This window comes from Sphingomonas adhaesiva (assembly GCF_036946125.1).
In the GTDB taxonomy this organism is placed as follows: domain Bacteria; phylum Pseudomonadota; class Alphaproteobacteria; order Sphingomonadales; family Sphingomonadaceae; genus Sphingomonas; species Sphingomonas adhaesiva_A.
Genome location: NZ_JAQIJT010000002.1, coordinates 1284244 through 1296498, shown reverse-complemented (window position 1 = coordinate 1296498; position 12255 = coordinate 1284244). Strand labels below are relative to the sequence as shown.

The window sequence follows — 12255 nt, the reverse complement described above, 5'->3', positions numbered from 1 at the left end:
GGACGACAGGAAGAAGGAGAGGAGCAATTATGTTTTCGCACATGATGGTCGGCTCGAACGACCTCGCCCGGTCCAGGAAATTCTACGACTCGCTGTTCGCGTCGATCGGCGGCAAGCCTGCGATCCAGGATGACAAGGGGCGGCTGATCTACATCCACAACGGCAGCATGTTCCTGGTCGGAAGCCCGATCGACGGCGAGCCGGCGACGCACGCCAATGGCGGCACGATCGGGTTTGCGGTCGACGGACCGGAGCAGGCCGACGCCTGGCACAAGGCCGGGGTCGAGGCCGGCGGCACCGCGATCGAGGATGCGCCCGGCGTGCGCAGCGGAAACGGGATGAACCTGTACCTCGCCTATCTGCGCGATCCGGACGGCAACAAGCTGTGCGCGCTGCACCGGATGCCGAAGGCGGCGTAAGGCGAACCGCGCTCACATCGTCATCCCGGATCAAGGCGAGATGTTTGCAAAAGGCTACTCCGTGCTCCTGCGAAGGCAGGAGCCCAGAGTTGCAGGTCCCATAAGGCGTTGTTCTGCTTGGCCCTGGGCTCCTGCCTGCGCAGGAGCACGGCGTGGACTCGGCGTCGTTGCACCCGCTTTTTGCAAAGGTCCCGCTCAAGGCCGGGGTGGCGGCGAGGCCAATGGAAGGGCATCGGATGGACACCGTCTCCACCTCGCGCGCGCATGGGGGCACGCAGGGCGTCTACCGCCATGCCTCGGCCGCGACCGGCACCGACATGACCTTCTCGGTCTATGTCCCCGATCATGCGCCGGACGCGCGGCTGCCGGTGGTATGGTATCTCTCCGGACTGACCTGCACCCATGCCAACGTGACCGACAAGGGCGAGTTTCGGGCGCATTGCGCGCGGCTGGGACTGATCTTCGTCGCGCCCGATACCAGCCCGCGCGGTGACGACGTGCCGGACGAGGAGGCGTGGGATTTCGCCAAGGGTGCGGGCTTCTACGTCGATGCGACGCAGGAACCGTGGTCCGCGAACTACCGCATGTGGCGCTACGTCACGCAGGAACTGCCCGCGCTGATCGGCGAGTCGTTCCCGGCGGACATGACGCGCCAGTCGATCATGGGGCATTCGATGGGCGGCCACGGCGCGCTGACGATCGGATTGACCTTTCCGGATCGGTTCCGCGCCGTCTCCGCCTTCGCGCCGATCGCGGCGCCGATGCAGGTGCCGTGGGGCGCCGCGCTCGACCGCTATCTGGGCGACGATACCGCGGCGAAACGCGCGCACGACGCGGTCGCGTTGATCGAGGACGGCGCGCGCGTGAAGGAATTGCTGGTGGATCAGGGGGAAGCGGACGGTTTCCTGGCCGAGCAGCTGCGTCCGGACCTTCTGGCGGCGGCGTGCGAGCGCGCCGGGATCGACCTGACGCTGCGGATGCAGCCGGGCTACGACCATAGCTACCATTTCATCTCGACCTTCATGGGCGACCATCTCGACTGGCATGCGGCGCGCCTGCGCGCTTGACGGAACGGGCGGGGGCGGGGCATCAGCCGCCATGGATTCCGACCCCCACAACATGAAGCGCCGCGGCGTGCTGTTCGTCCTGTCCTCGCCGTCGGGGGCCGGAAAGTCGACGATCGCGCGCATGTTGCTGGCCAGCGAGCCGGAACTGTCGCTGTCCGTCTCGGCCACGACGCGCGATATCCGCGAGGGCGAGGTCGACGGGCGCGACTATCATTTCGTGTCGCTGGAGCGTTTCCGCGAGATGGTGGAGGAGCGCGCGTTCCTGGAATGGGCGCACGTGTTCGACCAGCGCTACGGTACGCCGCGTGCGCCGGTCGACGAGATGCTGGCGCAGGGCAAGGACGTGCTGTTCGACATCGACTGGCAGGGCGCGCAGCAGCTGCACCAGATCGCGGGCGGCGACGTGGTGCGCGTCTTCATCCTGCCGCCGTCGATGGCCGAGCTGCGGCGCCGGCTGGAGGGCCGCGCGACCGACGCGCAGGACATCATCGAGCGGCGCATGTCGCGCGCGGATGCGGAGGTCAGCCACTGGGACGGCTATGATTATGTCCTGGTCAACGACGACGTCGAGAGCTGCTATGCAAAGGTGAAGACGATCCTGGCGGCGGAGCGGCTGAAGCGCTCGCGCCAGACCGGGCTGATCGGGTTCATCCGCAAGCTGCGGACGCCGCCCGCGCTACAGTAAGCGCAGGAACCGTACCGCGGCATCGTAATCGCGCCGCCGTGCGTCGCGCGCCTGGGTCGCGAGGTCGTCCTCGCCCCAGCGCTCGACCTGCCAATCCTCGTCCACCATCGCCGCGCTCCACAGCGTGCCGGCATCGACCGCGCCCTCGACCAGCGCGAGCGTGCCGACCAGCGTGCCGGTGATGGTGACGATCGGCGACATGGCGGCGAGGCGGAAGGGATCGCGACTGGCGACGGCGTCCGACAGGCGCGCCAGCGTCGCGGGCGGCTGTGCGCGGTGCATGACGCCGGTCACGATCTCGAAATGCACATCGTAGCGGGTGCGTGCCCAGTCGAGCAACGGATCCCACGTCTCCGCCTGACGCGCGACGAGTTCCTGCGGCCCGTCGGCGCGATAGCAGAGCAGGTCGCTCTGCGCATACCGCGCCAGCCCGGCGGCGAACGTCGCCGGATCGGCGGCGATGCGGTCGATCGCGGCATTGGCGAGCCCGGTCAGCGGCATCGCACGGGGATCGATCGTCTCCGCCACGCCGCGCCATTCGTCCTCGACGGCCGCGGCGAGCGCCGCACCGGGAAGCGCCAGCGGCGCACGGCCGGGCGTGCGGACCGGGCGATCGTCCAGGCGTACGACACGGTCGGCATCGACGCTGACCTCTTTCCAGAAACGCTTCATCGCGGGGTCCGCCAGCGATGCGCCAGCGCCTTGGGGACGATCGCGACGACCCACAGCGCCGCGGCGACGATCGCCAGGCCGAGCAGGCGGGTCGGCAGATCCTCGGCGCGGCCGAGCAGGACGACGCCCAGCACCGCGCCCAGCGTCGCGGCGATGCGCACCGCCATCATCGCGGCCCAGCGCGGCAGCGCGGGATCGCTCATGCCGGCACCGTGGCGAGCAGATGCGCGAGCAGCGCCGCGGCATCGTCGACCACCACCCCGGCGCCGGCCGCACGCAGCGTCGCCGCGTCGTGATAGCCCCAGCCGACGCCGATGCCGCGGACGTCGGCCGCGCGGGCCATCTGCATATCGTAGCTGGTATCGCCGATCATGACCGTCATGTGGGGCGCCGCGCCCGCCTCTGCCATGGCGGCGACGAGCATCGCGGGATGCGGCTTCGACGGATGACGATCCGCGGTCTGCAGCGTGACGAAGCGATCGCCCAGCCCATGATGCGCGAGCAGATGCGCCAGCCCGCGGTCGGACTTGCCGGTCGCCACGCCCAGCAGCCAGCCGTGCGACACGAGCTCCTCCAGCACCGCGACCATGCCGTCGTAGAGCGGCTCGACATCCAGCTCCCCGGCGACGCGCATGCGGTGGAACGCGGCCTTGTAATCCGCCGCCAGCGCGCGGTGCAGTTCCTTCTCCGCGTCGGGGGCCAGCACCGCCACCGCTTCCACCAGGCTCAGGCCGACGATGCCGCGAATCGCCGCGCGGGGCGGCGGGACCAGCCCCGCGCCGGCATAGGCCGCCTCCATGGCGCGACAGATGTTGGCCTCGCCATCGGCGAGCGTGCCGTCGCAGTCGAATACCGCCAGTCGCTGGGTCATCGCGCCTCCGTAGGGCAAGTGCCGGCGGCGCGCCACAACGTCGTATGATCGCATCGGAGCCATGACGTGTGGACGACAAGCGACGAACGGAGCCGGGGGAGCGGCGAGTGGCGCGTTAACCTATGGGTAGGACGAAGCGGATATGGTTAACCGCACGCGGCTGCTGGGGGCGGCCGCTGACTCCTTACGAGCGAGAGCGGGAATGATAGAAGCCGTTGCCCTGACCTACGGAATGCTGCTCAGCTTCGTGCTGTCCGGCGCGTCGCACAACCGCAAGCTGGCGCGGCCGAATCCGCCGATGCTGAACTATGTCGGCTACGTGCTGTTCGGCGCGACCGTCACCGCGGCGCTGCTGCTGGCGGGCTATGGCGTGTGGGGCATGGCGACCGGCGCGGTGCTCGCGGTCTGACGATCAGGGCCGGGGCGCTGCGGCGCGCCGGGAGATCCCGATAGCGGCCAAGGCGAATTTTCATCGGCTGCCGCGAGCTACATGCTTCCTGAGCATCAGGCGTGAGGAGCGATCCCGCGCCTGCTTCTCGACCGTCGTCGTCCTGCGCGCGGCGATACCACCGCATTGACGCGCCGATGGAGGCATGACTCTGCGCCTCCGCCGCCTTCGGTCGAATGCCGCGTGTACGGTACGTCAGCGCCGGCCGCGACCGCCGGAGCCATCCCCGCGACCGCTGCCGCCCGGCTTCACGCCGCGCGACGGGCCGGCAGGCTTCGCTCCGCGACCAGCGCCGCCCGCTTTCGTCCCACGGCCCGCACCGCCCGGTTTCTCGTCGCCGCCGCTGCGCGAACGGCGTTCGCCGCGGCGTTCCTTTCGCACCGACTTGGCATGCGCGCGCGCGCGCGCCTTCTTCTCCTCGCGGGTGGGCGGGGTGGGCTCGTCGAGCGGCATCATGTCGCCCGCCATCGGTTCGAACCCCAGTCCGGCGAGGCTTTCCGCGAAATGCGTCGGCAGCTCGGCGGTCACCTCGATCTCGCCGCCGTCGGGATGATCGACCCGGATGCGCCGCGCGTGGAGGTGCATCTTGCGGCTGATCCCGCCGGTCAGGAACGCGGCGGGGCCTCCGTACTTGCCGTCGCCGACGATGGGATGACCGATCGCCGCCATATGGACGCGCAACTGATGCGTGCGTCCGGTGAAGGGTTGAAGCTCGACCCAGGCGGCGCGATTGCCCGCGCGCTCGATGACGCGGTAGCGGCTGCGTGCCGGGCTGCCTTCCGCCTCGTCGACATGCATCTTCTCGCCGCCCGTGCCGGGCTGTTTGGCGATCGGCAGGTCGATCGTGCCGTCGTCGATCGAGGGTACGCCGACGATCAGCGCCCAGTAGACTTTCTTCGCGGACCGGCCTGAAAAGGTCTTGGCGAAGAACGCCGCCGCGCGCGAGGTCCGCGCCACCAGCAGTGCGCCGGACGTGTCCTTGTCCAGCCGATGGACGAGCTTGGGGCGACCCTCCGCCTCGTACTGAAGCGCGTCGAGCAGGCCGTCGACATGCTGCGTCGTCTTGGTACCCCCCTGGGTCGCCAGCCCCGGGGGCTTGTTGAGGACCAGCGCCTGCGCGTCCTTGTGGATCACCATCTCGCGCGCGAAGGCTTCTTCGTCCGCGGTGAGCGCAGGGCGGGTACGTTCGGGCCGAACGTCGCCGCGGACCGGCTCGGCCGGGGGAATGCGCAGCACCTGCCCGGACTGGAGCCGGTCGCCCGGTGCGACACGCGCGCCGTCGACCCGTATCTGCCCCGTACGTGCCCATTTCGCGACGGTCGTGAAGCTGGTGGCGTCGAGGTGCCGCTTGAACCAGCGGTCGACACGGATGCCGTCATCGTCGGGGGCGATGGTGAACTGGCGGACCTGATCGCTCATGCCGCCACCCGCGCGATCGACAGGCCGAGGAACAGCGCCAGCACGGCGCCGGCGACCGAGAGCAGGACATAGCCCGTCGCGGCGGCGAGATCGCCGCGCTGGATCATGCCGACCGTATCGAGCGCGAAGGCGGAGAAGGTCGTGAAACCGCCGAGGACGCCGGTGCCGAGCAGCAGCCGCCAGTTATCGCCGCCCGAGGTGCCGCGGGCGAGCACGCCCACCAGCGCTCCCATCAGCAGCCCGCCGACCAGATTGACGGTCAGCGTGCCCCAGGGCCAGTCGGGGCCGAAAGCGGACAGGGTCGCGCGGTTGACGAGGTGGCGCGCACCGGCGCCCACCGCACCGCCCGCCATGACGAGAAGAAGGGGATACATCCCCGCCCTCTATCCGCTTTCTCGCGCCAAGGGAAACGGGCCGGTCGCCCCGTCGTGCGACCGACCCGTCCGACAGGCTTGGTGAGGATCAGGCGGGGGAGCTTTCCGCGGTGGTCTGCACCTTGGCATGGCTGCCGGCCTCGTCCGACCGGATCGTGCCGCCGAACAGCATTTTCAGCCGGCCGCCGAGCGAGATGTCCGTCTCCCACAGCTCCGCGCTGTCGATGTCGACGCGGAGCAGCGCGAGATTCGGGTCCTCCTTGCCGCCCGGAAACCAGGCCTCGACCTGCTTGTTCCACAGCTTGTCGATCTGGGCGCGGTCGTTGTCGATGCGGGCGTCGCCGTCGAGGCAGGCGAAGAAGTCGTGCCCCTTCGACACATATTGCATCATGACCTTGCCGCCGCCGGCGACCCGGTTGTCCTTGCCGATGAAGAAGAACAGCGTGTCGACCTGATCCTCGTCCAGCTGCGCGGTCAGCGGTTCGCTGTGCGACGATCCGTCCGCCTTGCCGACCATGACGAAGGGGCTGTCCGCCATCTTCTTCCACAGGTCTTCCTTCAGCTTCCTCGGATCGGTGTTGGCGTCCGCCATGTGTCGTCTCCTCTCGAACGGTTCGGTCGGGAAACGAGGGGCGGGGGCGTTGGTTGCGATCCCCAACGCGGCGACGTTGCGCGCGGGAAAGGGCTTCCGCATGATCCGAGGCGGCGGCGATCCTGCCGCCCATCCGTGGAGGTGACTATGTCCATCACCGAATTGTCCTCGCTTCTGGGGCTGATGATCGCATTCGGCATGCTTGTGCTGAAGGTGATCGAGGTCTCGCGACGAAGTTAGGGCACGGGCGGGGATCAGTCTGGCAGCTGGTCCCCAAACGTAAAGAACCCCGACCGCTGGCACGATCGGGGTTCCCGTGAAGGCGCTATGTCATCGCCTGCGATAATATGTAGCGTTCTGTCAAAGATTGTTCAACGTTACAGCACCTCGAACAGGCCCGCGGCACCCATGCCGCCGCCGACGCACATCGTGACGACGACATACTTCGCGCCGCGGCGCTTGCCCTCGATCAGCGCGTGGCCGGTCATGCGCGCGCCCGACATGCCGTACGGATGGCCGATCGAGATCGCACCGCCGTTGACGTTGAGCAGCTCGTCCGGAATGCCCAGCGTGTCACGGCAGTAGAGGACCTGCACCGCGAACGCCTCGTTCAGCTCCCACAGGCCGATGTCGCCGACCTTCAGCCCGTTGCGCTCCAGCAGCTTGGGGATCGCGAAGACCGGGCCGATGCCCATCTCGTCGGGCTTGGTGCCCGCCACCGCCATGCCGACATAGCGGCCGAGCGGGGTGAGGCCCTTCGCCGCGGCGACCTTCTCCTCCATCAGCACGCTGGCCGAGGCGCCGTCCGACAGCTGCGAGGCATTGCCGGCGGTGATGTTGAGGTCGGGGCCCAGCACCGGCTTCAGGCTCTTCAGCCCCTCCAGCGTGGTGTCGGCGCGGTTGCCCTCGTCCTTCGACAGGGTCACTTCCTCGTAGGAAACCTCCTTGGTCTCCTTGTTGACGTTCGCCTTGGTCGCGGTGACGGCGACGATCTCGTCATCGAACTTGCCCGCGGCCTGCGCGGCGGCGGTGCGCATCTGCGACTGATAGCCGTATTCGTCCTGCGCGTCGCGGCTGATGCCGTAGCGCTTGGCGACGACCTCGGCGGTCTGGAGCATCGGCATGTAGATGTCGTTGTGCATCGCCAGCAGCTCCTTGTCGGGTGCGACGCGCATTTCGGGCGTCTGCACCAGCGAGATGCTGTCGACGCCGCCGCCGATCGTCACGTCCATGCCGTCGACGACGATCTGCTTCGCGGCGGTGGCGATCGCCATCAGGCCCGAGGCGCACTGACGGTCGAGCGACATGCCCGACACCTCGATCGGCAGCCCGGCGCGCAGCAGCGACGTGCGCGCGATATTGCCGGCCTGGTGCCCCTGCTGGAGCGCGGAGCCGATGACGACGTCCTCGACCTGTCCACCCTCGACGCCGGCGCGCTCGACCGCGGCCTTGATCGCGTGGCTGGCGAGCGTGGGGGAGGGGAGGTTGTTGAACGCACCGCGATAGGCGCGGCCGATCGGGGTGCGGGCGGTGGAGACGATGACGGCGGAACGCATGGGAACCTCGTGAAACTCCCCTCCCTTTCAAGGGAGGGGCTGGGGGTGGGTGGCGTGCTCGCGGTACGGAGCCGCCGATCGATGGAGGGAGCCGTGTCGCCAGGCGTCGACCCACCCCAACCCCTCCCTTAAAAGGGAGGGGCTTGGCAATCGTTCAGGCGAAGACCTGCGTGATCCACTCGGCGATCATTGCGGGCTTGTCGCTGCCGTCGATCTCGATCGTGGTCTCGGTGGTGTACTGATACTGGCCGGGGCGCTTTTCCTCGAACTCGACGATCTTCGAGCGCGCGCGGACCTTCGATCCCGAGGGTACGGGCGCCAGGAAGCGCACCTTGTTGCCGCCGTAGTTGACGCCCATCTTCACGCCGTCCAGCTTCGGCGCGTCGGGCGTCTTCATCGACAGCAGCGGCAGCAGCGACAGCGTCAGGAAGCCGTGTGCGATCGTGGTGCCGAACGGCGTCAGCTTCGCACGTTCCGGGTCGATGTGGATGAACTGATGATCGCCGGTCGCTTCGGCGAACTTGTTGATCATGTCCTGGGTCACCTCGACCCATTCGGACACGCTCTCCTGGCCGATCGCGGCCTTCATTTCGTCTGCGGTCACCTGTGCCTCCCCTCGTCGAGCAGCGGTGCGCCTCTCTAGGCGTTCGCGCTGCACCGCCGCAAGGGGGAGCGAACCGCGGGCACGAAAAAGCCGCCGGACCTAGCGTCAACGGCGGCTTTTCCGTCACTCGAACGACCCGAAGCGGGCGGACCCGATCTTCGAATCGCGCGAATCGCCTAGCGGCAGCGCACCTTGCCCCTGTCGATCGACCGGCCCAGCAGCGCGCCGCCGGCACCGCCCGCCAGCGTGCCGAGCAGCCCGCCGCCGATCAGGTTGCCGACCACCGCGCCGCCGACGCCGCCGACCACCAGCCCGGTCGTCCCGTCGTTGCGGCGGCAATAGGTGCGCCCGTCGCGCCCGCGATAGATCTGATCCTCGCGCGACAGCCGGCGCTCGCGCGCATTGCTGCGGCGATAGTCGCGCGCCGCATCCCAGTCGCGATCGTCGCCATGCCAGCGATAGTCGCGATCGCGGTTCTGCGCGGCGGCGGGGGCGACCGCCAGCGGGGTGGACAGCGTGGCCAGCATCAGGGCGGACAGGACGGCACGTTTCATTTCGTTTCTCCTCTGCGACCGCGACAACGCCAGCCGGCGCGCGAGGTTCAACGCTGTTCCGCGGGCGCGATATGAAGCTGCTCGGAATAGGGCATGATGAGCGTGCCGTCGGGCGCCGCGGTGAACGTCGTCTGCGTCGGATAGGGGATAACGATGCCTTCCTCGGCGAAGCGCCGCACGATCGCGACCACCAGGCGGTTGCGCGTGTCGTGCGCGACCGACCAGTCGCCGCCCGGCGTATCGACCTGGAGCACCATGTCGATGCTCGACGCGCCGAACGTCTCGAACCCCGCACGCGCGACGGTCGCACCCTCCGCCTCGACCAGTTCGGTCAGGATCGCGGGGATGCGGGCCAGCGTATCGGGCGGCGTCTCGTAGGCGACACCGATCGTATAGGCGACGCGGATGTGGTCGCGCAGCGTGACGTTCTGGATCTCCTTGTCGAGCAAATTGCGGTTGGAGATGATGCGCAGCTCGCCGGTATAGGCGCGGATGCGGGTCGATTTCAGCCCGATCGCCTCGATCACGCCGCTGGTATTGTCGTAGCTGACCTTGTCGCCGCGGCGGAAGGGGCGGTCGAAGATGATCGCGAGCGCGGCGAACAGATCGGCGAAGATGCCTTGCGCGGCGAGGCCGATCGCGATGCCGCCGACCCCCAGCCCCGCGACCAGGCCGGTCACGTTGACGCCCAGATTGTCGAGCACGACGACCAGCGCGATCGCGAACACCGCGAAGCTGACCAGCAGCCGGATCAGCCCCATCGCGCTGACCAGCGCCTCGCCCGCATAATGTTCCGACCGGGTGCGGTGCTCGATCGCGCCCAGGATCAGCTCGCGCGCCCAGATCGCGGCCTGGAACACCGCGGCGACGGTGAAGAGGAAGGTCGCGGTCGTGTCCACCTCCGGCGGGGTGACGGCATAGCCGCTGACCAGCTTCGCGGAGAGCATGATGATGAAGAAGGCGTTGGTCCGCTCGATCGCGCGGCCCAGCACCGCGGACCAGCCGGTGCCGCTCTCGCTGCGCTTCGCCAGCCGCGGGCCGAACCGGCGCAGCCAGAAAAGGAGGAGCGCGATGACGGCGCCGGCGCCGACCGCGATCAATATCTCCAGCCAGCGTTCCTGAAGCCAGGTGATGCTGGAGCCGAACAGCCGGTTCGCCTGCGCGCCGACCGCACCCGCGTCGAAGGCGGCGCGGTGCGCCGCGGTGGTGTTGCTTGCTGCACTCATTGTTTACGCCGCCTTCAGCTCGCACGCACCGGATTGTTCCAGGAAGGCGATCAGCCCGCGTTCGTGCCGGGTCAGATAGCTCGTCGCGCGCGGCAGCCTGAGCGATTGGCGGAACGCCGCCTGCGCCGCCTTGTCCTTGCCCAGTTCGATCAACGCCGGATGGACGTAGGACTTGCGCGCGATCGCCGGCGTGTTTCCCAGCCGCTCCACGACCGGCTCGAGCATGGTCTTCAGCCCGATCGGCGCGTCCGCCTCCGCCAGCGCCTCGAAGGCGACGACGCTCGCTCCCCAGGTGCGGAAATGCTTGGCGGTGAAGCCGTCACCCATCGCCTCGCGCAGATAGGCATTGACGTCGGACGAGGTGACCGCATGCGGCGCGCCGTCCTCACCGACATATTGGAACAGCTTCTGCCCCGGCAGGTCCTGACACTTCTTGACGAAGCCGGCGAGGCTGCGGTCGGTGATCCGCAGCCGGCGCTGCTTGCCCGACTTGGCACGATATTCCAGCGTCAGCGTGCTGCCGCGGATTTCGGCGTGGCGATCCCGCAGCGTCGTCAGTCCGAAGCTCTTGTTGCTCTTCGCATAGGCCTCGTTGCCGATCCGCAGCGAGGCGACGTCGAGCAGCTTCACGATCGCGGCGACGGTGCGCTCCTTGCTGTGGCGCCGCTTGGCGAGGTCCGCCTCGACCCGCGCGCGCAGCTTCGTCAGCGCACGACCGAACGGGGCGCACAGATCGTACTTCGCGGCCTCCTGCTGGGCGCGGAAGCCGAGATGATAGCGATATTGCTTGCGCCCCTTCTCGTCCCAGCCGACCGCCTGGATATGGCCGTCGGCATGGGGGCAGAACCAGGCGTCGGTGTAGGCGGGTGGCAGGCCGATGGCGTTGAGCCGATCGATCTCGTCGCGGTCCGTGATGCGACTGCCGTCGGCATCGTAATAGGCCCAGGCGCCGTGTCGCGTCTTCCTGCGTGTGATGCCCGGCGCCCCGTCGTCGCAATAAACAATCTTCTGCGTCACTTAGCCCTTCCGGTCGTGCGAGCGCCTCGTCTCGTGGAGAAATGCGCGGGGTATCGCTTCGTTCCGGAACGGAGGCGCCGCGGCGGGGGTTCAGCCGCGGCTATCCCCCAAGCAGCAGATGGAGAATCCCCATGGCCGACCTGTCGCAAGCGCGCGTGCTGATGATCGCCGCCGACGGTTTCGAGACGGTCGAACTGTTCGAACCGCGCAAGGCGCTGGAAGCGGCGGGGGCGACGGTGTCGCTCGCGTCGATCAGGCGCGACCCGATCCAGGGGATGAAGGGCGACATCAACAAGGCCGAGACGGCCACCCCCGACCTGACGCTGGAAGAGGTGGAGGTCGACGATTACGACGCGCTCGTCCTGCCGGGCGGGGTCGCCAATCCCGACAAGCTGCGGGTCGAGGAGCGCGCGGTCGAGATCGTGCAGCAGTTCATGGACGACGACCGGATCGTCGCCGCGATCTGCCACGCGCCGTGGCTGCTGGCGGAGGCGGACGTGATCGACGGTCGCCGCCTGACCGGATACGTCTCGATCCGTACCGACCTGGAAAATGCGGGCGGCGACGTGGTGGACGAGGAAGTGGTCGTCGACGGCAACCTCATCACCAGCCGCAAGCCGGACGACATCCCCGCCTTCAACGAGGCGATCATCCAGGCGCTGACCGAAGATCTGACGGACGCCGACTGATCCCGGCGCGCGATCGTGGCGCCAGGACCGACGCCACGATCGCGTTCCACAGGCTTCGACAG

Annotated in this window: 16 protein-coding genes; 5 read left to right on the top strand and 11 right to left on the bottom strand. The window is 68.5% G+C overall.

The annotated features are described in order from the left end of the window. Window positions 1-29: 29 nt before the first annotated feature. From PGN23_RS12440 to gmk, 3 genes are all read left to right on the top strand, one after another. Window positions 30-419, top strand: coding sequence for a VOC family protein (locus PGN23_RS12440; RefSeq protein ID WP_335303228.1), 390 nt, complete (start codon window positions 30-32; stop codon window positions 417-419). A gap of 236 nt (window positions 420-655) precedes the next feature. After that, window positions 656-1486, top strand: coding sequence for an S-formylglutathione hydrolase (gene fghA, locus PGN23_RS12435; RefSeq protein ID WP_335303227.1), 831 nt, complete (start codon window positions 656-658; stop codon window positions 1484-1486). A gap of 31 nt (window positions 1487-1517) precedes the next feature. Beyond that, window positions 1518-2171: a guanylate kinase gene (gmk, locus tag PGN23_RS12430; RefSeq protein ID WP_335303226.1), complete on the top strand. Its 654-nt coding sequence runs from the start codon at window positions 1518-1520 to the stop codon at window positions 2169-2171. Here the strand turns inward: gmk and PGN23_RS12425 are convergent. The 3 genes from PGN23_RS12425 to PGN23_RS12415 are packed head-to-tail and all read right to left on the bottom strand — an operon-like array spanning window position 2163 to window position 3714. Further along, window positions 2163-2843 (bottom strand): ATP12 family chaperone protein, encoded by a 681-nt coding sequence (locus PGN23_RS12425; RefSeq protein WP_335303225.1) that lies wholly within the window; start codon window positions 2841-2843, stop codon window positions 2163-2165. The two genes, gmk and PGN23_RS12425, sit on opposite strands and share 9 nt — an antisense overlap. Further along, the gene (locus tag PGN23_RS12420) at window positions 2840-3046 is read right to left on the bottom strand and encodes a hypothetical protein (RefSeq protein ID WP_335303224.1); all 207 of its coding nucleotides are present in this window, start codon (window positions 3044-3046) and stop codon (window positions 2840-2842) included. The genes PGN23_RS12425 and PGN23_RS12420 overlap by 4 nt, the downstream gene beginning before the upstream one ends. Beyond that, entirely contained in the window at window positions 3043-3714 is a 672-nt protein-coding gene (locus PGN23_RS12415) for an HAD-IA family hydrolase (RefSeq protein WP_335303223.1), read from the bottom strand. The genes PGN23_RS12420 and PGN23_RS12415 overlap by 4 nt, the downstream gene beginning before the upstream one ends. 202 nt (window positions 3715-3916) lie before the next feature. On the opposite strand from PGN23_RS12415, the gene PGN23_RS12410 reads away from it, so the two are divergent. Next, a complete protein-coding gene (locus PGN23_RS12410; protein ID WP_335303222.1) occupies window positions 3917-4123 on the top strand; it encodes a hypothetical protein in 207 nt (68 codons plus the stop codon). Window positions 4124-4357: 234 nt separating this feature from the next. Here PGN23_RS12410 and PGN23_RS12405 read toward each other — a convergent pair whose 3' ends face one another. From PGN23_RS12405 to PGN23_RS12370, 8 genes are all read right to left on the bottom strand, one after another. Continuing rightward, on the bottom strand, window positions 4358-5581 hold the full coding sequence (locus tag PGN23_RS12405; protein WP_335303220.1) for an RluA family pseudouridine synthase: 1224 nt from the start codon (window positions 5579-5581) through the stop codon (window positions 4358-4360). Beyond that, a complete protein-coding gene (gene crcB / locus PGN23_RS12400; RefSeq protein WP_335303219.1) occupies window positions 5578-5955 on the bottom strand; it encodes a fluoride efflux transporter CrcB in 378 nt (125 codons plus the stop codon). Before crcB ends, PGN23_RS12405 begins: the two co-directional genes overlap by 4 nt. A gap of 88 nt (window positions 5956-6043) precedes the next feature. Next, complete coding sequence (locus tag PGN23_RS12395; RefSeq protein WP_335303218.1) at window positions 6044-6547, bottom strand: pyridoxamine 5'-phosphate oxidase family protein; 504 nt, start codon at window positions 6545-6547, stop codon at window positions 6044-6046. A 377-nt stretch (window positions 6548-6924) separates the two neighbouring features. Next, window positions 6925-8103, bottom strand: a complete 1179-nt coding sequence (locus tag PGN23_RS12390; protein WP_335303217.1) for an acetyl-CoA C-acyltransferase — start codon at window positions 8101-8103, stop codon at window positions 6925-6927. A 154-nt stretch (window positions 8104-8257) separates the two neighbouring features. Beyond that, window positions 8258-8692 carry a MaoC family dehydratase gene (locus PGN23_RS12385; protein ID WP_335304593.1) on the bottom strand — a complete coding sequence of 145 codons (435 nt, stop codon included), beginning with the start codon at window positions 8690-8692 and terminating at the stop codon, window positions 8258-8260. Between the two features lie 191 nt (window positions 8693-8883). Continuing rightward, a complete protein-coding gene (locus PGN23_RS12380; protein ID WP_335303215.1) occupies window positions 8884-9261 on the bottom strand; it encodes a glycine zipper 2TM domain-containing protein in 378 nt (125 codons plus the stop codon). A gap of 47 nt (window positions 9262-9308) precedes the next feature. Further along, window positions 9309-10487, bottom strand: a complete 1179-nt coding sequence (locus PGN23_RS12375) for a mechanosensitive ion channel family protein (protein ID WP_335303214.1) — start codon at window positions 10485-10487, stop codon at window positions 9309-9311. 3 nt (window positions 10488-10490) lie between these two features. Next, complete coding sequence (locus tag PGN23_RS12370; RefSeq protein WP_335303213.1) at window positions 10491-11504, bottom strand: DNA topoisomerase IB; 1014 nt, start codon at window positions 11502-11504, stop codon at window positions 10491-10493. Window positions 11505-11635: 131 nt separating this feature from the next. On the opposite strand from PGN23_RS12370, the gene PGN23_RS12365 reads away from it, so the two are divergent. Continuing rightward, window positions 11636-12193 (top strand): type 1 glutamine amidotransferase domain-containing protein, encoded by a 558-nt coding sequence (locus PGN23_RS12365; protein ID WP_335303211.1) that lies wholly within the window; start codon window positions 11636-11638, stop codon window positions 12191-12193. The last annotated feature ends 62 nt before the right edge of the window (window positions 12194-12255 follow it).